We start from the raw sequence: 24,443 nt of genomic DNA, 5'->3' as shown, positions 1-24,443 counted from the left end.
GTCAGACCTCGTCCACGATCTCGAACAGCATGTCGTAGCGGCTGATCTTCAGGATCTCGCGCATCTGCGCATTGGGGTTCGCCAACCGGATGGGGACGCCGTCCCCCGCCTCGCGCTGGGCCATGGTGAGCGCCCTCAGTCCCCGGGAGGCCATGAAGTCGAGGCCCGTGAGATCCACCACCAGAGCGCCGACGTCGCGCGCCTCGCGCGCGGCGGCCACGATCTGATCGGTGAAAGCATCGGCGGTGGCCGCATCCACCCGACCTGTCGGTGCGAAGATCAGACGGCCGCCAGCCTGGCGAGCCGTGGATGCGAAGCTCATTGGACATTCCGCCACGCGCGCACGGCCGCGACGGTCCCCGATATCCCGTTTCTGCGCGCCAGACTGAAGGCGCCGCCGCGGTGGGCGCAACAGGATTCGCTCGGGCGACGCCAAGTGGACGGGAACGGGCGGGTGCGTCGCATGGGACCGAGCCATTCCCTTAGGTCAGCGCATGTTGCGGCGAAGCCTCGTTCTTCGACCTTAGTTGGATGAACGTCGAGATTTGTGTAGCGGAGCCGCAACAAACGCCGCCACTATGCGCCAACTCAGGCTGGCCCGTTCCTAGAGGCTGTCGAGGGGAGGAAAGTAATGACGAAAAGCAGATTCTTCTGCGGGGCCTCTGTGCTGGCCGCGATCGTGGCGTACGGCATGCCGAACGTCGCCCTGGCCCAGGCCTCTGCGCCATCCGAAGTCCAGGAAGTGGTGGTCACCGGGTCGTTCATCCGGGGCACGCCCGAGGACGCGGCCCTGCCGGTCGAGGTGATCGGCATCGACGAGCTTCAGCGGCGCGGCTCGCCGAGCACCATCGACCTGATCAAGGCGCTGCCGGTCAGCGGGCCCGTCCTGGGCGACACCAACCAGTTCTCCACCGCCGCCCAGGGACAGGTGGGCGCGGGCACCATCAACCTGCGCAGCCTGGGCAGCCTGCGGACGCTGGTTCTGGTGAACGGCCGGCGCGTGGTCGCCTCGGCGGGCGCCGGCTCGGGCGGCGTCGACACCAACCTGCTGCCGGTCTCGGCCATCGGCCGTGTCGAGGTGCTGAAGGACGGCGCCGCGGCGACCTATGGCTCCGACGCCATCGCCGGCGTGGTGAACTTCATCACCCGCACCAACTTCGACGGCCTCGAGGTCAGCGGCGACTATCGCCTCGTCGACGGCTCGAACGGCGACTACAACCTGAACGCCATCTATGGAAAGCGCTTCGACAACGCCAGCTTCCTGGTCTCGGCGGGCTACCAGCACCGGTCCCAACTCAAGACCACCGATCGCGACTGGTCCTACCTGCCCTATCTGACCAACCCTTCCGGCTGGTCGGTCCTGGGGCAACCGCCGTCCTTCCTGCCGCTCAGCGCCGCCGGCACGCCGGTCGCCGGCGTCCAGCGCGACGCCAACTGCGACGCGGTCGGCGGCTATGCCGGCTTCACCGGCGCGACGCCGGCCTGCTACTTCACCTACATCCCGTTCGACAACCTGGTCGAACACGAGAACCGCTATCACGTCTTCGCCCAGGTCGATGTCGACCTGAACGAGACCACCAAGTTCCACGCCGAGGCCTACTGGGCCAAGACCGACATCCCGCGGATGCGGTTCTCGCCGTCGTTCCCGCCGATCCAGGGGCCCAACGGCCCGGGCAGCACGGGCGTCTTCTCCACCCCGGTCACCAACCCCGGCGCGCTCACCGCGCTCCAGCAGGCCGGTCTTTCGCAGGCGGTGATCGGCGCGACGAACCGCGTATCCCTCACCTTGTTCCGTCCGCTGGGCGCGGGCGGCAACCCGCTCTATGACGACGGCGGCCAGATCGGCTACCGCAACTACGACATCTACCGCGTCTCCGCCGGCCTGACGGGCGAACTGCCCTTCGCCGGCATCGGCTACGACCTGGGCGTCACCTACTCCCACACCCAGAACCGCCAGCACACGCCCGACATCTTCATCGACCGCCTCCAGCGGGCGCTGAACGGCCTCGGCGGCGCCAACTGCCGCACCAACACCCCCGGCGCGAACGGCTGCCTCTGGTTCAACCCGTTCTCGAACGGCTACGCCGGCAACCCGTCGCTGGGCCTGACGAACCCGGGCTACGTCTCGGCCAACGCCAACAGCGTCGAGCTGCTGGACTGGCTGTTCGAGCGCGGCTCCGAGACCCGTCAGCGTCAGGACCTCTTCGTCGTCGACCTGGTCTTCAACGGCGAGCTGGGCATCGAGCTGCCCGGCGGGACCATCGGCTGGGCGGCCGGCGGCCAGTATCGGACCACCGACTTCCAGTCCGTGCTGCGCAGCCCGTTCCAGGACGTTCGGGTCAACCCCTGCCCCGTGCCCGGCGTGACCACCTGCGCGCTGGCGACCGGCCCCTACATCTTCCTGGGCCAGGGCACGCCCCAGCAGCTGGACGACACGGTCTACGCGTTCTTCGCGGAAACCAACCTGCCGATCACCGACACCCTGAACGCCCAGGCGGCCATCCGCTATGAGGACTACGGCGGCCTCACCGGTTCGACCGTGAATCCGAAACTGGCGGTCAAGTGGCAGGTCGCCGAGGCCTTCGCCCTCCGTGGCTCGGTGGGCACCACCTTCCGCGGCCCCACCCCCGGCAACCGCTCCAGCAACGCCGTCACCGGCCTGTCGGGCATCCAGGCGGCGGGCAACAACTTCAAGTCCGTGGACTTCAGCGGCAATCCGGCGGTCGGGCCGGAGGAGGCGTTCACCTACAACATCGGCGCCATCTTCCAGACCGCCGGCCTGCGCATCATCGCCGACTACTGGCACTTCAACCTGAAGGACCAGATCACCACCGTTCCGGCCCAGATCGTGGCCACGGCGGTGGGCGGGGTCGGCAACGGCACCCAGTTCGTCAACTGCGCCAGTCCGCTCCGGGACCTGATCACGTTCAACAACAACAACGCCTGCGTCCAGGGCGTGACGGTCGGCAACGACATCCAGCGGGTTCGCTCCGACACGGTCAACGGACCGCGCACCAAGGTCACCGGTATCGACGTCAGCGTCGACTACAGGATATCCGACGTGCTCGAAGGCGACGTGACGGTCGGCGGTTCGTTCAGCCGGCTGGTGAAGTACGACATCGGCGAGTTCACGCTCAACGGCGTCTTCGTGTCGGGAGCCTACAAGGCCCTGGGCTTCACCAACTACGACCGGTTCCCCGGCACGGTGTCCAAGCTGCGCGGCGCGGCCTACGCCGAGTACGCCCGTGGCGACCACAACCTGCGGCTCGACCTCACCTACATCGGCGGGGCCACCGACAACCGCGGGCCCACCACCGTCCAGACCGGATCGTCGACGAACTGCAACGTCGCCAACGCCACCGCCGGAATCGCGACGAACTGCCAACTCACCACCATCGGCAACAAGGTGAAGGCGTTCTACACCCTGGACCTGACCTATCGGATCCAGTTGCCGTGGGACACCACGGTCACCGCGTCGGTGTTCAACATCTTCGACCGCGACCCGTCTGCGGCGCGCCTCGAAGCGGGCTACGACCCCTTCATCGGCAACCCTTACGGCCGCACCTTCAAGATCGGCGCGCGCAAGCGCTTCTGAAGGATCGACGTTAGCTGAAATGGCGGGCGCCGTCGGGGAACCGGCGGCGCCTTTTCCTTATGTCCTTTGGGATTGCTGAATTTTTGAGACACCGTCGTTTTTCCAAACATGGGTATCTTTTTACGGCAGACCGGCGGAGTATGACTTCGTATCCGGATGACGGACCCACGCCAGAGACGCGGGCCGGCCATCACGGGACGGGGAAGGAACGAAGTCATGAGAAAACGCAGTCAGTTCTGCGGCGGGTCGATCGTGGCCGTCGCATTCGCCATGGGCGCCGGCGCGCCGGCCCTGGCCCAGACCTCCGCGCCATCCGAAGTGCAGGAAGTGGTGGTCACCGGGTCGTTCATCCGGGGCACGCCCGAGGACGCGGCCCTGCCGGTCGATGTCATCGGCATCGACGAGCTTCAGCGACGCGGTTCGCCGAGCACCATCGACCTGATCAAGGCGCTGCCGGTCAGCGGGCCCGTCCTGGGCGACACCAACCAGTTCTCCACCACCGCCCAGGGACAGGTCGGCGCGGGCACCATCAACCTGCGCAGCCTGGGCAGCCTTCGCACCCTCGTGCTGGTGAACGGGCGCCGGGTCGTATCGTCGGCCGGCTCCGGCTCGGGCGGCGTCGACACCAATCTGCTTCCGGCGTCCGCCATCGGCCGTGTCGAGGTGCTGAAGGACGGCGCCGCGGCGACCTACGGCTCCGACGCCATCGCCGGCGTGGTGAACTTCATCACCCGCACCAACTTCGACGGCCTCGAGGTCAGCGGCGACTATCGTCTCGTCGACGGCTCCAAGGGCGACTACAATCTCAGCGCCATCTATGGGAAGCGCTTCGACAGCGCCAGCTTCATGGTCTCGGCGGGCTACCAGCACCGCTCCGAACTCAAGACCACCGATCGCAACTGGTCCTACCTGCCGTACCTGGAGAATCCGTCCGGCTGGTCGGTCCTGGGGCAACCGCCGTCCTTCCTGCCGCTCAGCGCCGCCGGCACGCCGGTCGCCGGCGTCCAGCGTGACGCCAACTGTGAGGCGGTTGGCGGCTATGCCGGCTTCACCGGAACCACGCCGGCCTGCTACTTCACCTATATCCCCTTCGACAACCTGGTCGAGGTCGAGAACCGCTACCACGTCTTCGCCCAGGTCGATGTCGACCTGAACGAGACCACCAAGTTCCACGCCGAGGCCTACTGGGCCAAGACCGACATCCCGCGGATGCGGTTCTCGCCGTCGTTCCCCCCGATCCAGGGGCCCAACGGCCCGGGCAGCACGGGCGTCTTCTCGACCCCGGTCACCAACCCCGGCGCGCTCACCGCGCTCCAGCAGGCCGGCCTTTCGCCGGCCGTGATCGGCGCCACGAACCGTATCTCGCTGACGCTCTTCCGGCCGCTGGGGGCCGGCGGCAACCCGCTCTATGACGACGGCGGCCAGGTCGGCTACCGCAACTACGACATCTACCGGGTGTCCGCCGGCCTGACGGGCGAACTACCCTTCGCCGGCATCGGCTACGACCTGGGCGTCACCTATTCCCACACCCAGAACCGCCAGCACACGCCCGACATCTTCATCGACCGCCTCCAGCGGGCGCTGAACGGCCTGGGCGGGGCGAACTGCGCCACCAACACCCCGGGCGCGAACGGCTGCCTCTGGTTCAACCCGTTCTCGAACGGCTACGCCGGCAATCCCTCCATCGGCGCCACCAACCCGGGCTACGTCTCGGCCAACGCCAACAGCGTCGAGCTGCTGGACTGGCTGTTCGAGCGCGGCTCCGAGACCCGTCAACGGCAGGACCTCTTCGTCGTCGACCTGGTCTTCAACGGCGAACTGGGCATCGAGCTGCCCGGCGGGACCATCGGCTGGGCGGCCGGCGGCCAGTACCGGACCACCGACTATCAGTCGACGCTGCGCAGCCCCTTCCAGGACGTGCGGGTCAACCCCTGCCCCGTGCCCGGCGTGACCAGCTGTGCGCTGGCGACAGGACCCTACATCTTCCTGGGCCAGGGCACGCCCCAGCAGCTCGACGACACGGTCTACGGCTTCTTCGCGGAAACCAACCTGCCGATCACCGACACCCTCAACGCCCAGGCGGCCATCCGCTACGAGGACTACGGCGGCCTCACCGGCTCCACCACCAACCCCAAGCTGGCGGTCAAGTGGCAGGTCGCCGAGGCCTTCGCCCTCCGGGGTTCGGTGGGCACCACCTTCCGCGGCCCCACCCCCGGCAACCGCTCCAGCAACGCCGTCACCGGCCTCTCGGGCATCCAGGCGGCGGGCAACGGCTTCAAGTCCGTCGACTACACCGGCAATCCGGCGGTCGGGCCGGAGAAGGCGTTCACCTACAACATCGGCGCCATCTTCCAGACCGGCGGACTGCGCATCATCGCCGACTACTGGCACTTCAAGGTGGAAGAGCAGATCACCCAGGTGCCACACCAGATCGTGGCGACCGCGGTGGCAGGCGTGGGTAACGGCACACAGCTTGTGAATTGCGCCAGCGCGCTGCGTGACCTGATCACCTTCAACAACAACAACGCCTGCGTCCAGGGCGTCACCGTGGGCAACGACATCCAGCGGGTGCGCTCCGACACGGTCAACGGTCCCGACGCCACCGTCCGGGGCGTCGACGTCAGCATCGACTACAAGATGCCCGACGTCTTCTCGGGCGATGTCGCCTTCGGGCTCTCGTTCAGCCGGCTGCTCAAGTACGACATCGGACAGTTCGACCTGAACGGCGTTCTGGTCTCGGCGCCCTACAAGGCCCTGGGCTTCACCAACTACGACCGGTTCCCCGGCACGGTGTCCAAGCTGCGCGGCGCGGCCTATGCGGAATACTCTCGCGGCGACCACAACCTGCGGCTGGACATGACCTACATCGGCGGGGCCACCGACAACCGTGGCCCCACCACGGTCCAGACCGGATCGTCGGCGAACTGCAACGTCGCCAACGCCACCGCCGGAATCGCGACGAACTGCCTGCTGACCACGCTCGGGAACAAGGTGAGGTCGTTCTACACCTTCGACCTGACCTACCGGGTCGAGCTGCCGTGGGACACCACGCTCACCGCCTCGGTGTTCAATATCCTCGACCGCGACCCGTCGGCGGCGCGCCTCGAAGCGGGCTACGACCCCTTCGTCGGCAACCCCTACGGCCGCACCTTCAAGGTCGGGGCGCGCAAGCGCTTCTGATCCGGACGGATCCGTTCCGAACCCGCGCGCCGCCGGCCCAGCCGGCGGCGCTTTTTTCATGCACGCGGGAAGTGTGTGCTGCGCGCAACAGGTGCGCACCGAAATTTCTAAATTCCGAAGATCGGTACGTTTCCCTAGCGGAATCCCCTTGGCCCCGCGAACGCGGTCGGACGATCATCGTTCCGCCACGGAGCGACCCTCGCACAACAGACGCGGGCGGGGCCGTGGGGGAGGAAAATCATCATGACGAGACGCAGTCATCTCTGCGGCGGCTCGATGCTGGCCGTCGCCTTTTCCCTCGGCCTGGCCGCAACGGCCGCGGCCCAGGCGTCGGCGCCCGCCGAGGTCGAGGAGGTGGTGGTCACCGGCTCCTTCATCGCCGGCACGCCCGAGAACGCCGCCCTGCCGGTCGACGTGCTGAGCGCACAGGACCTGGAGAAACAGGGCTCGCCCACAGTGGTCCAGCTCGTGAAGACCATCACCTCGTCCCAGTCGTCCCTGGGCGAGAGCAACCGCTACAACGGCGGCGCGGGCACAGCGACCATCAACCTGCGCGGCTTCGGCGCCTCGCGCACCCTCACCCTGATGAACGGCCGGCGGCTGGCCGACAGCCCCGCGGCCGCGTTCCAGGGCGGCGGCGCCAACCTCAACTTCATCCCGACCGCCGCCGTCGGCCGCATCGAGATCCTCAAGGACGGCGCGGCCGCCACCTACGGCTCGGACGCCATCGGCGGCGTCGTGAACTTCATCACCCGCCGCGACCTCGACGGCCTCGACGTGGAGGGCGAGTACTCGCTGATCGACGGCTCGAAGGGCGACTACCAGGGCAGCGTCGCCTGGGGCCGGCGCTTCGACAACGGCAACGTCCTGCTCACGGCCGGATACCGGCACCGCTCCCGGCTCGACATCCACGACCGCGACTGGGCGATCCGGGATTTCGACTTCGGCGGCTACGCCGGCGCCGGCGGCTGGACCGGCGCATCGAACCCCGGCCTGTTCCTGGCCGGCGCCAACCTGTTCCGCGACAACGGCTGCGCTGAGCTGGGCGGGACCCTGACCAACAACGTGACGTTCCAGAATCCGCTGGCCGGCCAGCTCGGACAGGGCGCCACGGCCACCATCGCCGTGCCGGTCGGCGCGCAGAACCCGGCGGCGACCAATTCCACCTGCCGCTTCCAGTTCTCGAACTTCAACGACCTCGTGAACCGCGAGGACCACTACCAGCTCTACGGCGAGGTCAACTTCGACCTGTCGGACACCATGTCGTTCCACGCCGAGGTGGCCTGGACCAAGAACGATATCCCCAAGCAGCGGATCTCGCCGGCCAACCTGACCGCACAGTACCCCTCGCCGGTCGCGATCGGCGGCACGTCGTACTCGCCGACGGCGCCCACCGGGCCGAACTTCTCGGTTCCCTACAACATTCCCGCCAATCACCCCGGCCTGGTGGCGCTGCTCGACGCCTGCCAGGCGCCCCTGACCCAAGCCCAGTGCGCCACCATCCGCGCCACGGCCAACAGCGCGGTGGGCGCCCAGGCCGGTTCGCCGCTCGGCGCCCGGGGCGTCGACATCGTCCAGCTCGGCTGGCGGGCCATCGCCTTCGCGGGCCATCCCCTCAACAAGGACGGCGCCGACCACCAGGCGGTGGTCAACGAAGGCTTCCGCATCTCGGGCGGCTTCAAGGGCGAGGTCTTCGGCGGCGTCAGGTACGACACCGCGCTGACCTACATGGAGCAGAAGAACACCGCGAACACCAACGACCTGCTGGTCCGCAACATCCAGCTCGCGCTGCGCGGGTTCGGGGCGCGGGCCGACGATCCTCAGGGCTGCACCGCCGCCGAGACCAACAACTTCACGACCGGCGCGGGGAATGCGGCGCTGGGCTGCCACTACTTCAATCCCTTCACCAACGGCATCGCGGTGAGCGCCGTCAACGGCGCCGCCAACCCCTATTTCAACTCGGCGGTGGCGAACGACCCGCAGGTGGTCGCCTGGCTCTACGGCAACTACACGAACGTGCTGACCAACAAGCTGCTGGTGGCCGACGTCGTGTTCTCGGGTGAGACCGGCATCGACCTGGGCGGCGGGCCGGTGGCCTGGGCCCTGGGCGCCCAGTACCGCTACACCCAGGAAGTCCGGAAGTACGGCGCCCTGTTCAACGCCGACGAGACTCCCTGCCCCGACCGCGCCGCTTGCGCGGACGAGAGCGGGCCGCTGCAGTTCTTCGGTTCGGCGACCGACCGCGACGACGACGCCAACGTGAAGGCGGTCTTCGCCGAACTGCAGCTTCCGGTGACCGACGCCATCAACGTCAACTTCGCGATCCGGCACGAGGCCTACCAGGGCAACATCGGCTCCACGACCAACCCGAAGGTGGCGGTGAAGTGGCAGGTCGCCGACTTCCTGGCCCTGCGGGGGTCGGCGAGCACGACCTTCCGCGCGCCGGGGCCCGGGCTCGTCGGCAATAGCTGCAACAACGGCGTGCGCGTGCTGGGCAGCGCCTATCGCGCGTTCCAGAGCTGCGGCAACCCCGACCTCAAGCCCGAGAAGGCCGACACCTACAACATCGGCGCGATCGTCGAGGTCGGCCGGTTCACGGCGACGATCGACTACTTCAACTTCAAGTTCAAAGAAGAGCTGATCGAGGAGAGCGGCGCGCGCCTGTACGCCACCATGTTCCCCGGCGCTTCGAACGTGAACTGCGGCAACCCGGCCTTCGCGGCCCTGGAGGCCCGCTTCACCTTCGCCGGAACCTGCGGGGCGGCCAACGTCGCGCGGTTGCGCAGCTTCGTGATCAACGGCCCCACCACCAACACCTCGGGCCTCGAGTTCCGGGCGCAGTACGACTGGGACGGCTGGTTCGATGGCCAGTGGGCGATCGGCGGCGAAGCGACCTACCTGATCGAATACAAGCGCGGCGCCGTCAGCATGCTGGGCGCGAACATCCCGATCTCGCCTGCGGAGGACCGGGCCGGCCTGTCGGACCTGATCAACGACTTCTTCTCGTATCCCGAGATCAAGGCCAACGCGTTCCTGGCCTATGTGCGCGGGCCGCTGTCGCTGCGGTGGCAGACCCGCTTCGCCGAGGGCACCTCGCCGGCGTTCGGCTCGCCGCTGTTCGTGACCGTGCCCAACGCGGGCGCGACGACCGGCGCGGCCGCCTGCGCCGGAGCCTCGACCTCGTGCGCCGGCCGCGACCTCGTCCCGGTCGGGAAGTCGAAGAACTTCTGGCAGCACGACCTCGTCGTGCGGTTCGAGGCGCCGTGGGACACGATCGTCACCGCCAGCATCCAGAACGTGTTCGACAAGGACCCGCCCTACGGCCCCAGCCAGTACAACTACGACTACACGTCGGGGAATCCGCTGGGCCGCGTGTTCGAGGTCGGGTTCAAGAAGACCTTCTGATCGACGGCCGTTTGAAGAGGGAGGGGCGCCGCGGGTCGGCGCCCCTTCTTTTCCGCGCCCGCGCCTACGGCTTCGCGCGCTTCGGCAGGGCGGCGATCTCGGCGTCGGTCAGTTTGCGCACGTTGGTCACCGGACAGGTCTGAGGCCCGATCGAGGTGGGCGAGATGATCTCGGCGTCCAGGCCCGAACAGATCTGCGAGCCCCCGCGCGAGCGGATGGCGATCCTGGTGTTCCACTCCACGTCGCCGCAGGGCCCCATGAGCTGGAACTGGTAGACGTCCTTCACCCCCACGCGAACGTTGACGGTGCGGCCGTCCTCCGACGCGAAGTTGTTGACCTGTCGGGTCCAGAAGCACTGGCGCGCGGGCTTTGCGGCGGCCGGCTCCTCGGGTGAACGCGCAACGGCCACGGGCGCGGCGGCGGCGGCCACCAGGCTGACGGCGGCGATGGCGAGAGCTGTCCGGATGGTCATGGTCGAGGTCCTCTGGCCCCAGTGTCTCCCCCCGGAGCGCGTATCATGGCGACGCGGTTCCAGGCTAGGAACGGCGCGCTGAACGCCGCATGAACCGGTCGGGCGCGACCAGCGCCGCGCCCGCCGAATCCAGAGGCGACGGGACGCGCACGATTTCCGCCGCCACGTGCTCGGCCAGGAGCGGCGCGAAGCTGAACCCCCGCGAACCGAGACCGGCCAGCACGAACAGGCCTTCGGTCCCCCACGCCCCCGCCAGGGGCAGCCGGTCCGGCGTGACCGCGCGGATCGAGGCCCGCCCCCGCAGCGCCTCCGGAACGATGGCCGAGGCCCGGTCCGGCAGCGCGCGCGTCAGGAGTTCCAGATTGCGGACGTGGTCGGCGGGACGGACGTCCAGCCCCGTGTCGCCCCGGTCGTGGGTGGCTCCGAACAGGATGCCGTCCCGGGTGGCCAGCACATAGCCGCCCCAGGCCGCCGCCGGGCTTTGCGCGCCGTCGACGGTCCAGCTCGCCTGACCGCGCACCGGCGCCAGGGGCAGGGGCGGCAGCGGCAGGCCCGCGGCGAGATGGCCGGCCGAAAAGGCGTTGGCCAGGACCACGGCGTCCGCCTCGCCGACAACCTGCCCCTCGGCGTCGCACAGCCGCCATCCGCATTCACCTCGCGCCAGGCTCGCGATCCGCGCCGTCGTCACCGGACCGGTCCACGCCGACAGGACCGCGGCGGGATCGACCACCAGGGCCTGCGCCTGGTCCAGCGCGGCGGGCGTGGCTTCGCCCAGGCGCGCGGCGGTCGCCTCCGGCGAGAGCAGCGTCATCGATCCGGGCTCGAACAGGCCTGCGTCGGCGATTCTCGCGAACCGCGCCGGGTCCCGCTCGGCGACGGCGAGCTGCAGTACGCCCTCCCCGATCACGGCGCCTGCGACGCCGCGATAGAGACCCACGGCCCGGCGGAACGCCTGGGCGAAGAGTTGCGCGGCGACGCCCAGGCCAGCGTCCAGCCGCGGCGTCACCAGGGCCGCGGGATTGCCCGAGCCGCCCGCTCCCGGCCGTTCGGCCTCGAACACCTGCGCCTCGATCCCCAGGTCGCGCAGCGCCCGGGCTGTCGCCGCACCAGCGACGCCCGCGCCCACGATGGCCACCCGCGACGGCGAGGGGGGATCGGCGGCGTCGCCCTGCGCCCGCGCCTCCAGCCGCTCGCGCTTGCGTCCGAAGCCGGGGCGTTTCTCCACGACGAACCCGCCCGCCGCCAGGCCCCGGCGAACCTGCCCGGCGACGGTGAAGGTGGCCGCCCTGGCGCCCGGGGCCGACCGCGCCGCCACCAGGGCGAGGACCTCGTCGCTCCACATGCCCGGATTGGCCGAAGGCGCGAAGCCGTCGAGGAACCAGGCGTCGGCCCGGCCGCTCCAGCCCGCCAGCGCGGGGACCACGTCCATCACCGCAAGGTCCAGGGTGGCCTGGAACTCAGGCAGCGACACCCGATGCCGCCCTTGCGCCCGGCCCGGCCAGCGGGCGACCAGCAGGTCGGAGACCGGACCCAGTTCGGGCCAGCGCCCCAGGGCGCGGGCGGCCTCTTCCGCCGCGAGCGGATGGGCCTCCACCGAGAAGACGTGCAGCGCGCCGCCCGGCGGCCGGTGCGCCCGCCACAACTCCAGCAGGGCGGCGACGTTGAGCCCCGTCCCGAAGCCCAGTTCGCCCACGACGAACCGGCGGCGCCCCGCCCAGGCGTCAGGCAGGCCGCAGCCCCCCAGGAAAACCGCGCGGGTCTCGGCCAACCCATCCTCGGCCGAGAAGTAGACGTCGCCGAAGAGGCGCGAGCGCGGCAGGCCGTCTTCGGTCCAGGTCAGGGGGGACCAGGTCGGGGGGAACCCGGTCAGGGGGCTGTCGGGATCGTGCGCCAAGGAATCATCCAGGCCGCGAGACGGCGGGCCAACGAAAAAGGGCCGCCCCGAGGGGCGGCCCTTCCGTAACGCTTTTCGCGTCGCGGCGCGTCTTACTTCGCGGCCGGAGCTTCGGCGGCCGGAGCGGCCGGAGCAGCAGCGTCGACGGCCGGAGCGGCGGCGTCGGCGGCGGCGCCCGCAGCGGCGGTCGCGGCGTCGGCGGCGGCGTCAGCAGCGCCGGCAGCGGCGGTCGCGGCGTCAGCGGCGGCTTCAGCGGCGGGGGCTTCGGCCGGGGCGGCTTCTTCGGCCTTCGGCTGGCAGGCGGCGACGCCCAGCAGCGAGAACGCAGCGGCGGCGATCAGAAATTGCTTGGTCATGTCCCTAGTCCTCTGGTCGGTGTGTCAGGCGCCGGCCGGAATTCCCCCGAGACAACGGGCGAACTTGACCCCCCGACGCGGCGCTAGAGATACCCCTCACGCGGCCGTGATAGCAAGGCCAAACTCACGGACTTGTGATCACTTTTTCGCCCCTCAGGAGATCGGGGCGAGCGCAGGTGGCGAAACCTAGGCTTCGGCGGGGATCGCCGACAGGGCCTCTTCCAGCTCCAGGAAGCTCGGCTGCATGCCGGAAGGCACGTTGCCGCGGCCGATCTCGACGGAGATCTGGGCGGCGTTGCCATGCAGGTGGGCCACCAGCACCGACTGGATGATCTTGTAGAACAGCCCCTCTTCCTCGACGATCTGGTTGAGGCGGTTGGCCATGGGACCGACGAGGCCGTAGGCCATGAACACCCCCAGGAAGGTGCCGACCAGCGCGCCGCCGATCATCCCCCCCAGGACCTCGGGCGGCTCGGTGATGGCGCCCATCGTCTTGATGACCCCCAGCACGGCGGCCACGATGCCCAGCGCCGGCAGGCCGTCGGCGAGCTGCTGGAGCGCATGCGCCGGCCCGAGCGCCTCGTGGTGGTGCTTCTCGAGCTGCTTCTCCATGGCGTCCTCGACCTGATGAGGGTCCTCGAGGTTCATGGTCATCATCCGCAGCGTGTCGCAGATGAAGTCGATGGCGAAGTGGTCCTTCATGATCTTCGGAAAGCGGTTGAAGATTGTGGACTCGCCAGGATTCTCGATATGGCTCTCCAGGGCGATCACGCCCTTGGACTTCATGGTCTTGGTCAGCAGGAACAGCAGCGACAGCAGGTCGCGATAGTCTCCGGCCTTCCACTTGGGCCCCGCGAACACCTTGGCGAAGCCACCCCCCGTGGCCTTGATCGTCGGAATCGAGTTGCCGATCAGGAACGCGGCCACGCCGGCGCCCAGGATCGCCATCATCTCGTACGGCAGCGTGGCCAGGATCACGCCCATGTTGCCGCCGTGCAGCAGGTAGCTGCCGAACACCATGGCGAACAGCAGGACGATGCCGATGATCTGGAACATGAAATCCCCCGGAGGTGCGGGGAAGATGCCGGTTAATGCTTAATACCCAGTGATCGGGTCGCGATGGGGAGAGCCGAAGGTGATCGCCGATCACCGGCGCACATTGCCGCCTGCCGCGTCTGCCCTTAAGCCATTCCCCGATGTCCAATCCCGCCTCGTCCCTGCCGCGGCGTTCGTTCGCCATCATCTTCGGCGTCTCGGCGGCGACCGCGATGGGAAATACCGGCCTGATCTCGGTCCTGCCGGCCATCGGGCGCTCGATCGGCATTCCCGACGCGATGGTCTCGGCGATCTTTTCGCTGTCGGCGCTGCTCTGGGCCATCTCCTCTCCGGGCTGGGCGCGCGCCTCGGACCGCCACGGCCGCAAGCCGCTGATGATGCTGGGCCTGGCGGGCTTCATGATCTCCATGACGCTCTGCGGCCTGGTGGTCAGCGCGGGCCTGGCCCACCTCGCCCCGCCGTTGCTGATCTTCGTCTTCTTCCTCCTGGCGCGAGCTCTGTTCGGCCTCTTCGGCGCCGCCGCCAACCCCGCCACCCAGGCCTACATCGCCGAGCGCACCCCGCCCGAGAACCGCACCCAGGCGATGGCCAGCCTCGCCGGCGCCTTCGGCCTGGGGACCGTGGTGGGCCCGTTCCTGGCCCCGCTCTTCATCCTGCCGGGCGTGGGGCTGGCGGGACCGCTCTATTCCTTCGCGATGATCGCGCTGGCCATGCTCTTCGTGGTCTGGCGATGGCTGCCCGACCAGAAGGTGGCCCCCGAGGCCCAGCGTCCGCGGCGGCCCGTGGTCGGCGGCGAGAAGGAGCCGAGCCTGTGGCGCGATCCCCGTGTCACGCCCTTCCTGATCTACGGCTTCATCGTCGCCACCTGCCAGACGGCCCAGGCCCAGACCCTGGGCTTCCTCATCATCGACAAGCTGTCGATGTCGCCGGCCCAGGCGCAGTACTTCATCGCCATCGCCATGATGTTCGGCGCGGTGGCCGGCCTGCTGGCCCAGTGGGGCCTGATCCGCATGTTCGAGATGACGCCCCGCCAGCTCCTGCGCTGGGGCGTGGCGGTGGCCGCGCTGGGCAACCTGGTCGTCGCGCTGTCCCCTGGCTACTACGGCGTGGTGGCCGGCTATGCGATCTCCAGCCTGGGCTTCGGTTTCGCCCGGCCGGGCTTCACCGCCGGCTCGTCCATCGCCGTGGGCCTCGGCGAGCAGGCCCGCGTCGCGGGGCTGATCGCCGCGGTGAACGGCATCAACGTCATCCTGGCGCCGCTGTTCGTCTACCTCTACCAGCACTACGGGCCGCTGCCGTTCCTCATCAACACGGCATTGATGGCGGCCATGCTGGCCTATGCGTTCCGCAACACCGCGCTGAGGAACGCCGACCCCAAGCCGGCCTCCCGCGAGGCCGCCACCATCGCCACCATCGAAAAGGCCGACGAAGGCGGCGGGGTCTAAGCTCGACGGCGCTCAGAAGCTCTTCGGCTGGCCCAGGACGTGGGTGGCCACGTGGCTGAGGATGAGGTTCGTGGAGATCGGCGCCACCTGGTAGAGGCGGGTCTCGCGGAACTTCCGCTCGATGTCGTACTCCTCGGCGAAACCAAAGCCGCCGTGGGTCTGCAGGCACATGTCGGCGGCGAACCACGAGGCCTCGGACGCGGTCAGCTTGGCCATGTTGGCCTCGGTCCCGCAGGGCTCGCCGGCCTCGAACAGGGCGGCGGCCCTGTCGACCATCAGGCTGGCGCTGGTCATCTGGACATGGGCGCGGGCCAGCGGGAACTGGACGCCCTGGTTCTCGCCGATGGGCCGACCGAACACGACGCGGTCCCGGGCGTACTGGCTGGCCCGGTCGATGAAGAACCTGGCGTCGCCGATGCATTCCGAGGCGATCAGGATGCGTTCGGCGTTCATGCCATCCAGGATGTACCTGAACCCCTTGCCCTCTTCGCCCACGAGGTTCTCGGCAGGCACCTCCAGGTCCTCGAACAGCAGCTCGGTCGTGGCGTGGTTCAGCATGGTGCGGACAGGCGTGATGGTCAGGCCGTTCCCACGCGCCTCGCGCATGTCGACCAGCAGCACGCTCATACCCGCCGACGTCTTCGCCTCGTCGCGCGGCGATGTCCGGCAGAGCAGGACCATCAGGTCGGAATGCTCGGCGCGGCTGATCCAGAGCTTGCGGCCGTTCACCACGTACCTGTCGCCGACCTTCTTCGCGAAGGTGGTGATACGGGTGGTGTCGGTGCCGGCGTCCGGCTCGGTCACGCCGAAGGCCTGGAGCCGCAGTTCACCCGTGGCGATCTTCGGGAGGTAGGCGGCCTTCTGCGCCGGCGTGCCATGCTTCAGCACGGTGCCCATAGTGTACATCTGGGCATGGCAGGCGCCGCCGTTGCAGCCGCTGCGGTGGATCTCCTCCAGCACCGCGGTCGCCGCCCCCAGGCCCAGCCCCGAACCCCCGAACGCCTCGGGGATCAGGACGGACAGGAAGCCCGCCTCGGTCAAGGCCTGGACAAAGGCGGTCGGATAGGCCCGCTCGCGGTCCAGCTCGCGCCAATAAGCGCCGGGGAAGCGCGCGCACAGCCTGCGCACGGCCTCGCGGATCTCGGGAAAGGTTTCCTGGCTCACATCGCCTGTCTGCCAGGGAGTCCCAGCGTCAGCCTAGACGGCGCGATGTTCCGGAACGCCATGTGGCCGAAGCGATGCCGGCGCCGGGTGTGGCCGCTTGTGCCCAGGTGCGATTCAACTACCATATCTCGTAGGGAACGAAGCCTGAATCGCTGGGAGTCAGTGATTCGGTCGCGATTCGTTTTGCCCCTGTTCTCGTCGAGGCGTCCCCCTCTTCCTGCGATCGTCGCACGCGGGTCTCGCGATGCGCGTCAGTCCCCGGCGTGGCTCGCCAGCGGGCGGTATTCGGCCGTGATGATCTGCTGGGCGTCGATGCGCGCGCCGCGCCGATCGATGATCTCCAGGTGCACGTGATCGGTCATGCCGCCCGGATACTTCCGCTGGAGCGACTTCGCACGGCCGATGGGACGGCCCACCGCCACCGCCTGGCCCACCTCGACCCTGGGGTCGATGTAGAAGACGCGGGCCGCCACCTGTAGCGCGGGGTTGGTCACCTCCACGAACATCAGGCTCTGCTCCCCTGGATAGGCGTAGCCGATCTTCGTCACATAGCCCGAGATGGGCGACGCCACGACCTGGCCGGGCCGGGCGACATAGTCCACGCCCTCGTGCCGCCGGACGCCGCCGTCGCGGCGGGCGCCGAAGTGGCCGAAGCCGTAGGCGTCTTCGGTGCGCGGCTCGCGCCCGGTCGGATTGACGAAGTCGCCGCGCCCGTCGCCGTCCAGGTCGAGGCCGACCCAGACCCGTTCGAGGATCGGCGGTTCCTGAGGCGCGTCGGCCGTGACATCGCCCACGGCCCGCTCCACCGCGCTGGCCAGGGCGGCGCGATTGTAGGGCTGGCTCAAAGGCGCCGCCGCCGCGGCGCCCGTGGTCACGAGCCCGATCAGGGAAAGCAGCAGAAGCGGCCTGCGTTCGGCCATATCGACAAATTTCGCACATACGCGACGCGGCATCAGGCGCCCTTCACTCGAAATGCGCCTCGCCGGACGGTCGCCGGACTTCAGGGCGGATTGACGGGGGCGTCGCGTTCGGCCGCGACGGTGCAGAGGTCCTGGCGTCGGACCGGGGCGGAAAATAGGCAGGGCGGTCAAAACGGCCATGCGACCGGTCGCCGCCCCATCGGCCGCGGCGCGAGCGTGGCGCCCGCAGATCGACGGCTTGCGACGCCGCATCGTCGGTGTTAATAACTATCCAGTCAGTTATCAGTGGAGCCCGGGCATGGACGCCGGTCAGCCGAAATTCCGCCGGCGCAAGGCCGACCGGCCCGACGAGATCGTGGCCGCGGCCCTGGAGATCTTCGCCGAAAAGGGCTTCGCCGCCGCGCGGCTGGACGACATCGCCCGGCGTGCGGGCGTGTCGAAGGGCGCGGTCTACCTCTACTTCGAGACCAAGGAGGATGTGTTCCGCGCCGTGGTGGAGCGGGCCATCGCGCCCAACCTGGGCGCGCTTCGGGCGATCCTGGGCGCACATCCCGGCCCGTTCCCCGACCTCATACGACAGCTCCTGGGCGTGCTCGTGTCGGTCGCGGGCGGCACGTCGCTGGGCGGGGTGCTGAAGATGGTGGTGGGCGAGGCGCGAAACTTCCCGGAGCTGGCCCGCATCTGGCACGACGAACTGGTGGCCCAGGCCCTGGGCGCCGCCACCGAGGCGATCGCCGCCGCCCAGCTTCGCGGCGAGGTCCGCGCGGGCGATCCGCGGGCCTACGCCCTGCAACTGGTCGCACCGATCCTGTTGGGCGTGCTGTGGCGCGAGACCTTCGTGCCCGTGGGCGCGCGCCCGTTCGAGTTGGCCGACCTGGCCGGCCAGCACCTCGAGACCTTCCTGAACGGCATCCTCAAGGAGGGCGTCCGATGAAGCCGCGTCAACGCCTGCTGGCGGCGGGCCTCCTCGTCGCCGGCGCCGCCACGGCCGCCGTCGTGATCCTGGCTCCGCGCCTGGGCGCCCCCCATACGCTCACCGGCTATGTGGAGGGCGAGGCCCTGTACCTCGCCGCGCCGGTCGCCGGAACCGTGCGCGAGATGGCCGTCGTGCGCGGGCAGGATGTAGCGGCGGGGCAGGCCCTGTTCGTCGTCGACCCCGCCCAGGTCCGGGCCGCCGCCGAGCAGGCCGCCGCCGAGGCCGCAGCCGCCGACGCCCAGGCCGAGGACGTGCGCAAGGGCCAGCGGCCCGTGGAGCTGGCCGCCCTGGACGCGGCGATCGCCGCGGCCGAGGCCCGCGCCCGCGACGCCCGCGCCGAGCTGGCCCGCGTGCGCCCCCTGGCGGACCAGGGCTGGTACGCGCCCGCCCGCCTGGACGCCGCGCGCGCCGCCGCGGAGGCGGCCGACGCCGACGTGACCCAGGCCCGTCGCCGGCGCGACGCCGCCGCCCTGGCCGCGCGCCCCGACCAGATCCGCACCGCCGACGCCCGCCTGGCCCAGGCCCGGGCCGCGGTCGCCGGCGCCAACGCCCGCCTGGCCGACGTGGCCCCGACCGCGCCCGTTCGCGCGCGGGTGGAGGAGGTGTTCTTCCAGGCCGGCGAGTGGGCCCCGGCGAACCAGCCGATCCTGAGCCTGATCCCCGACGACCGGATCAAGGTCCGGTTCTTCGTGCCGCAGGCGCAGCGGGCCGCCTATCGCGCCGGCCGTCAGGTGCGCTTCGCCTGCGACGGCTGTCCGGCCGGGCTGACCGCCACCATCGACTTCGTGAGTCCGCGGCCCGAGTTCACCCCGCCGGTGATCTACAGCCGCGAGAGCCGCGACCGGCTGGTCTACCTGGTGGAGGCCCGCCCCTCGCCCCTCCCCTCTGGCCGCCTCTCGCCCGGCCAGCCCGTGGACGTGGAGCCCCTCACGTGAGCGCCCCTGACATGAGTCCCCCGGCGGAGGAGGGCGTCGTGACCTACGCGATCGACGTGCAGGGCCTGCACAAACGGTTCGGCGACAAGCATGTGGTCAACGATGTGACTTTCCGCGTCGCAGCCGGCCGCATCTGCGGGTTTCTCGGGCCGAACGGGTCGGGGAAGACCACGACCATGCGCATCCTGTGCGGCCTGCTGACCCCGGACATGGGCGCGGGCCAGGCGCTGGGATTCGACATCGTGCGCGAGGCCGACCAGGTGAAGCGCCGCACCGGCTACATGACCCAGCGGTTCTCGCTCTACGAGGACCTTACGATCGCCGAGAATCTGGCGTTCACCGCCCGCGTCCACGGCCTGGACCGGCGGCGCGAGCGGGTGGACGCCGCTCTGGAACGCCTGGGCCTGGCCTCGCGGCGGGGCCAGCTCGCCGGCACGCTCTCGGGGGGCTGGAAACAGCGGCTCGCCCTGGCCAACGCCACCCTGCACGAGCCCGCCCTGCTGCTGCTGGACGAGCCCACGGCCGGCGTCGACCCGAAGGCGCGGCGCACCTTCTGGGACGAGATCCACGCCCTGGCCGCCGAGGGCCTGACCGTCCTCGTCTCGACCCACTACATGGACGAGGCCGAGCGCTGCCACGAGATCGCCTACATCAGCTACGGCCGGCTGATCGCCCGCGGGACGGTGGACGAGCTGATCGCGGGCTCGGGCCTGATCACGTTCCACGGCGAAGGCCCCGACGCCTATCGGCTGGCGCACGAGCTAACCGGTCGCCCCGGCGTGGAGACGGCCGCCGCCTTCGGCGCCACCCTGCACGTGAGCGGGCCGGACCGCGCGACGCTGGAGGCCGCGATCGCGCCGTGGCGGCGCGAGCCGTGGCGGTGGGTCGAAGCCACGCCGACGCTGGAGGACGTGTTCATCCAGCTCATGGACCGCAGCCAGGACAACGTACCGTGACGCCCCTCACCTTCGTCGTGGCCAGGCGTGTCCCGGCCATCCAGGCACGCTGGAAGCTGCGAACGAGGCCCCATGGCGGGCATGACGGGACAGGGGAACCGCGGTGAGCGGCTTCGCTTGGATCCGGGTGATCGCGGTGATGATCAAGGAGTTCAAGCAGCTCACCCGCGACCGCATCACCTACGCCATGATGCTGGCCATCCCGGTGATCCAGCTCACCCTCTTCGGCTATGCGATCAACACCGAGCCGCGCCACCTGCCCACCGCCGTCCTGGCCTACGAGGACAGCCGCCACGCGCGGTCGCTGATCGCGGCGCTTGAGACCTCGGCCTATTTCGACGTGGTCGCCCAGGCCCGAAATCCGGCCGAACTGGACCGGATGCTCCGGACCGGCCAGGTCCAGTTCGCCGTCACCATACCCGGCGACTTCACGCGCCGCGTCGCGCGCGGCGACAGGGCCCAGATCCTGGTGGAGGCCGACGCCACCGATCCCTCGGCCACCGGCGGCGCGGTCGCCGCCCTGGCCGCCCTGCCCGAGCAGGCGCTGGCCCGGGACCTGACCGGCGCGCTGGCCGCGCGTGGGGCGGCGACCCAGCCGTTCGAGGTGGTGGTCCACCGCCGCTACAATCCCGAGGCCGTGACCGCCTACAACATCGTGCCGGGGCTGCTCGGCATCATCCTGTCGCTGACCCTGGTGATGATGACCGCGCTCAGCGTCACCCGCGAGACCGAGCGCGGGACGATGGAGACCCTTCTGGCCACGCCGCTGGAGCCCATCGAGGTGATGATCGGCAAGCTCGCGCCCTACGTCCTGGTGGGCCTGGTGCAGACGGCGATCATCCTGATACTGGCGGCCGTGCTGTTCGACGTACCGATGGCGTCGGGCTGGGTCGGCCTTTCCCTGGGCGTGGCGCTGTTCATCTCGGGCTCGCTGGCCCTCGGCTTCCTGATCTCGACGGTGGCCCGCTCGCAGCTCCAGGCGATGCAGATGAGCTTCTTCTACATCCTGCCCTCGATCCTGCTCTCGGGCTTCATGTTCCCGTTCCGGGGCATGCCGGCGTGGGCCCAGTGGATCGGAGAGGCGATCCCGGTGACGCACTTCCTGCGGGTGGTGCGCGGCTCGCTCCTGAAGGCCCAGCCGCTGGCCGACCAGTGGCGCGAACTGTCGGCGCTGAGCGCCTTCATGCTGATCGTCACCGCGCTGGCCATGATCCGCTACCGCCGGACCCTGGACTGATGCGAATCCGGGCGCGCCGACACCTGCGCGCCGATCATCCTCCCGGGGATTCGACAACGCCTGCGGCCACGCTAGACTTCCCCGTCCCTTCGCTTGCCCGGGACATTCCTCCGCCCATGACCGCCCCCGTCCCGCCGCCCCTCGCGGCCGAGCTCCGCCGGCTTCAGGCGAACAGCCACGCGCCCTATTCGGGATGCCGGGTCTCGGCGGCCGTCGAAGGCGGCAGCGGCGAGATCCACTACGGCGTCAACGTCGAGAACGCCGCCTATCCGCAGGGCGCCTGCGCCGAGACCAGCGCCATTGGCGCGGCGGTGACGCACGGCGAGACATCCATCCGACGCGTCTGGGTGGCCTCGTCCCTGCCGGGGTTCATCTGGCCCTGCGGCGGCTGCCGCCAACGCATCTGGGAATTCGCCGCACCCGGCTGCGAGGTGGTCAGCGTCGCCGCGGACGGGGCCGTCGAGAGCCGCGCCATCGAGGACCTGCTGCCGCTGGGCTTCCGGTTGCCGGCGCCCGGCCGGGCCTGACTCCGCGCCGATCAGCCTCCGGTCGCCGCCACGTGACGGTCGACCACCCGCTCGAGCGCCGCCAGCGGGGTCCCGCCGGTGGTCACCACCGCATCGTTGAAGTCGCGCAGGTCGAACCTCGGCCCCAGCGCGGCGCGCGCCTTCGCACGCAGGCGGTCGATCTCGTTGTGGCCTACCTTGTAGGCGCACGCCTGGCCGGGGCTGGCGCAATAGCGGTCGACCTCGCTGGTGACGGCGCCCGTCGAGCGGCCGACGGCGGCGGCCATCCATTCCACCGCCTGGGCGCGGGTCCAGCGCTTGTGGTGCAGGCCCGTATCCACCACCAGCCGCGCGGCGCGGAAACGCATGGCCTGGAGATAGCCGAGCCGGCTCATGGGGTCGTCGGCGTAGAGGCCCACCTCGTCGGCCAGTTGCTCGGCGTAGAGCGCCCACCCCTCGATGAAGGCGCCGAAGTTCATCAGCGAGGCGATCGTGTGGATCTCGCCCGCCCGCTCGGCGAGGTAGGCGCCCTGCCAGGCGTGGCCCGGCAAGGCCTCGTGCATCGTCAGGCTGGCGAGGGTGTACTTCGGCCAGTTCGCCATGTCGCTGAGGTTGACGTAGTAGATCGCCGGCCGCGAGCCATCGAGGGCCGCGAAGTTCATGTAGCCCAGCGGCGCGCCGGCCTCGATCTCCTTCGGCACGGCCCTGATCTCGACCGGCGCCTTAAGACCCAGTTTCGAGAAGCGGGGAATGAACGGGCGCACGGCCGTCACCCAGCCCTCGATGTACGCGATCACGTCCCGGCGGCCCGCCTCGGTGTCGGGGAACGCGAAGCGCGGATCGCGGGTCAGCGCGCTCATCCTGTCGCCCACCGTGCCCTGGGTGAGCCCCTGAGCCTTGAGGATCGCATCCATGCCGGCGTCGATCTCGGCGCCCTGCTCCAGGCCGACACGATGGATCTCGTCCGGGCCGAGGTCGGTGGTGGTGTTGTATTTCAGGGCCCAGCGGTAGTAGTCGGCGCCGTCGGGGAACTTCCAGACGCCGGCGTCGGACGTGGCCCGCGGCTCCAGCGACTTCAGCACCGCGATCTGCCGGTCCAGGGCGGGGAAGACCTGACCCGAGACGACGGCCGACGCCCGGGCGGACCAGTTCCCCGTCAGTCCCTTCGCCGCCGCCCGCTCCACAAGCGAGGTGACCAGCCGCGTCGCTTCGGCCCGCTGGTCGCGGAGCTGGCGCGCCTGGGCGAGCGCGGTGGCGAGGATGAAGTCCGGCAGGATGACGCCCTTTCCGGCGGCGTCCTTGATGCGGTCGCTCTCCGCGTCCAGCGACCGGCCCACCTGCTCAAGCCGCGCCAGATAGGCCTCGGCGTCGTCGCGGGTCTCGATCAGGTGCTGGGCGTTGAGGAATTCGCCGATGCTGACGACGGCGCCGTCCTGCTGGCTGACGACATAGGGATTGGCGTAGTCGCGCCCGTAGCCGAACCGTCCCCCCTCGGCGCCCACCTCCTGGGCGTAGAGCACGGAATCATAGGTGGTGAGGTCCTTGCCCGAGAGGCCGTCGCGGGAGATGGCCTTCATCCGGACGGCGCGGTCGGCATAGGCCGCGATCTGCCGCGTGCGGCCGTCGCCGGAGAGGTCGTTCAGGCGGCGCTTCAGCCCGGCGCGCGGACCCTTGTCCATGCCGAGGCTGGAGGCGGTCTCGGGATCGGCGGCCAGCATCTCGTCCACGAAGGCGTCCAGCAGGGCGGCGAGCCGCGGGTCGTCCACGGGGCGCGCCCGGGCCGCGAGGGGCGAGGCGGTCAGGCCGAGGGCGGCCCCGGTCAGGAGCAGGCGGCGGCGGGAAAGGGTCATGGCGGGAATCCGTCGAGCACGAGCTTTGCCGCGACCCTAGCGTGCAGCCGCCCCCGCGCAATCACGCTTGCGCCGAACGGCTCGGGCGGAGTGGCGGCGGCGAGTTGAGACGCCGCGGCAAGAATTGGCATGCCAATACATGGCCCGGAACACCTCGATCAGCCTCGGCGAGCACTTCGCTGCCTTCATCGACACCCAGGTGACGGAGGGCCGGTACGCCTCGGCCAGCGAAGTCGTTCGCGCCGGCCTTCGCCTGCTGGAGGAACGCGAGGCGCAACTGGCCAATCTCCGGGCCGCCCTGATCGAAGGCGAAGCCAGCGGCCCCTCGCAGCCTTTCGACTTCGACGCCGTCATCGCCGAGCGGCGACGCGGCGCTTGAGGCGCTACGTCCGCCCAGCATTTGGCAGGGGGATCGCCTATGAACGGCGGACATGCGCCCGCCCCAGGATTTGGAACCGTAGAGGACGCGGAGGTCCGCGGAGATTCGAGGCTGGTG

General features: G+C 69.8%; 18 protein-coding genes. 10 read left to right on the top strand and 8 right to left on the bottom strand.

Features of this window, described 5'->3' with window-relative positions:
• Position 1: 1 nt before the first annotated feature.
• On the bottom strand, positions 2-322 hold the full coding sequence (locus tag WG212_RS05355) for an STAS domain-containing protein (protein ID WP_337186033.1): 321 nt from the start codon (positions 320-322) through the stop codon (positions 2-4).
• A gap of 309 nt (positions 323-631) precedes the next feature.
• Between WG212_RS05355 and WG212_RS05350 the strand changes: the two genes are divergently transcribed.
• From WG212_RS05350 to WG212_RS05340, 3 genes are all read left to right on the top strand, one after another.
• Complete coding sequence (locus tag WG212_RS05350) at positions 632-3,595, top strand: TonB-dependent receptor (protein ID WP_337186032.1); 2,964 nt, start codon at positions 632-634, stop codon at positions 3,593-3,595.
• A 216-nt stretch (positions 3,596-3,811) separates the two neighbouring features.
• Positions 3,812-6,775 carry a TonB-dependent receptor gene (locus tag WG212_RS05345; RefSeq protein ID WP_337186031.1) on the top strand — a complete coding sequence of 988 codons (2,964 nt, stop codon included), beginning with the start codon at positions 3,812-3,814 and terminating at the stop codon, positions 6,773-6,775.
• A gap of 243 nt (positions 6,776-7,018) precedes the next feature.
• Complete coding sequence (locus WG212_RS05340) at positions 7,019-10,180, top strand: TonB-dependent receptor (protein WP_337186030.1); 3,162 nt, start codon at positions 7,019-7,021, stop codon at positions 10,178-10,180.
• 64 nt (positions 10,181-10,244) lie between these two features.
• Here WG212_RS05340 and WG212_RS05335 read toward each other — a convergent pair whose 3' ends face one another.
• The 4 genes from WG212_RS05335 to motA form a co-directional block, all read right to left on the bottom strand.
• Positions 10,245-10,652, bottom strand: coding sequence for a DUF6491 family protein (locus WG212_RS05335; RefSeq protein WP_337186029.1), 408 nt, complete (start codon positions 10,650-10,652; stop codon positions 10,245-10,247).
• 64 nt (positions 10,653-10,716) lie between these two features.
• Positions 10,717-12,546 carry a tRNA (5-methylaminomethyl-2-thiouridine)(34)-methyltransferase MnmD gene (mnmD, locus tag WG212_RS05330; protein WP_337186028.1) on the bottom strand — a complete coding sequence of 610 codons (1,830 nt, stop codon included), beginning with the start codon at positions 12,544-12,546 and terminating at the stop codon, positions 10,717-10,719.
• 92 nt (positions 12,547-12,638) lie between these two features.
• Complete coding sequence (locus WG212_RS05325; protein WP_337186027.1) at positions 12,639-12,902, bottom strand: hypothetical protein; 264 nt, start codon at positions 12,900-12,902, stop codon at positions 12,639-12,641.
• A gap of 186 nt (positions 12,903-13,088) precedes the next feature.
• Positions 13,089-13,958 carry a flagellar motor stator protein MotA gene (gene motA / locus WG212_RS05320; protein ID WP_337186026.1) on the bottom strand — a complete coding sequence of 290 codons (870 nt, stop codon included), beginning with the start codon at positions 13,956-13,958 and terminating at the stop codon, positions 13,089-13,091.
• Positions 13,959-14,098: 140 nt separating this feature from the next.
• Between motA and WG212_RS05315 the strand changes: the two genes are divergently transcribed.
• Positions 14,099-15,403, top strand: coding sequence for an MFS transporter (locus WG212_RS05315; protein WP_337186025.1), 1,305 nt, complete (start codon positions 14,099-14,101; stop codon positions 15,401-15,403).
• A gap of 12 nt (positions 15,404-15,415) precedes the next feature.
• Here the strand turns inward: WG212_RS05315 and WG212_RS05310 are convergent, their stop codons facing one another.
• Both WG212_RS05310 and WG212_RS05305 read right to left on the bottom strand, forming a co-directional pair.
• Positions 15,416-16,567 carry an acyl-CoA dehydrogenase family protein gene (locus WG212_RS05310; protein WP_337186024.1) on the bottom strand — a complete coding sequence of 384 codons (1,152 nt, stop codon included), beginning with the start codon at positions 16,565-16,567 and terminating at the stop codon, positions 15,416-15,418.
• Positions 16,568-16,818: 251 nt separating this feature from the next.
• A complete protein-coding gene (locus tag WG212_RS05305) occupies positions 16,819-17,487 on the bottom strand; it encodes a peptidoglycan DD-metalloendopeptidase family protein (protein ID WP_337186023.1) in 669 nt (222 codons plus the stop codon).
• A 298-nt stretch (positions 17,488-17,785) separates the two neighbouring features.
• Between WG212_RS05305 and WG212_RS05300 the strand changes: the two genes are divergently transcribed.
• The 5 genes from WG212_RS05300 (at position 17,786) to cdd (ending at position 22,118) form a co-directional block, all read left to right on the top strand.
• Positions 17,786-18,421 carry a TetR/AcrR family transcriptional regulator gene (locus tag WG212_RS05300; RefSeq protein WP_337186022.1) on the top strand — a complete coding sequence of 212 codons (636 nt, stop codon included), beginning with the start codon at positions 17,786-17,788 and terminating at the stop codon, positions 18,419-18,421.
• On the top strand, positions 18,418-19,398 hold the full coding sequence (locus tag WG212_RS05295; RefSeq protein ID WP_337186021.1) for an HlyD family efflux transporter periplasmic adaptor subunit: 981 nt from the start codon (positions 18,418-18,420) through the stop codon (positions 19,396-19,398). The genes WG212_RS05300 and WG212_RS05295 overlap by 4 nt, the downstream gene beginning before the upstream one ends.
• Positions 19,399-19,436: 38 nt before the next feature.
• The gene (locus WG212_RS05290) at positions 19,437-20,354 is read left to right on the top strand and encodes an ABC transporter ATP-binding protein (protein ID WP_337186020.1); all 918 of its coding nucleotides are present in this window, start codon (positions 19,437-19,439) and stop codon (positions 20,352-20,354) included.
• 103 nt (positions 20,355-20,457) lie between these two features.
• Entirely contained in the window at positions 20,458-21,591 is a 1,134-nt protein-coding gene (locus WG212_RS05285; protein WP_337186019.1) for an ABC transporter permease, read from the top strand.
• Positions 21,592-21,707: 116 nt separating this feature from the next.
• On the top strand, positions 21,708-22,118 hold the full coding sequence (gene cdd, locus WG212_RS05280) for a cytidine deaminase (RefSeq protein ID WP_337186018.1): 411 nt from the start codon (positions 21,708-21,710) through the stop codon (positions 22,116-22,118).
• Positions 22,119-22,129: 11 nt separating this feature from the next.
• On the opposite strand, the gene WG212_RS05275 is transcribed toward cdd, so the two are convergent.
• Positions 22,130-23,947 (bottom strand): DUF885 family protein, encoded by a 1,818-nt coding sequence (locus WG212_RS05275; protein ID WP_337186017.1) that lies wholly within the window; start codon positions 23,945-23,947, stop codon positions 22,130-22,132.
• A gap of 139 nt (positions 23,948-24,086) precedes the next feature.
• On the opposite strand from WG212_RS05275, the gene WG212_RS05270 reads away from it, so the two are divergent.
• On the top strand, positions 24,087-24,326 hold the full coding sequence (locus tag WG212_RS05270) for a type II toxin-antitoxin system ParD family antitoxin (RefSeq protein WP_337186016.1): 240 nt from the start codon (positions 24,087-24,089) through the stop codon (positions 24,324-24,326).
• The last annotated feature ends 117 nt before the right edge of the window (positions 24,327-24,443 follow it).

The organism is Phenylobacterium sp., assembly GCF_037189685.1.
Lineage (GTDB): Bacteria > Pseudomonadota > Alphaproteobacteria > Caulobacterales > Caulobacteraceae > Phenylobacterium.
Note: the sequence above shows the minus strand (reverse complement) of the source record. Positions and strands in the feature narration are given on the sequence as shown.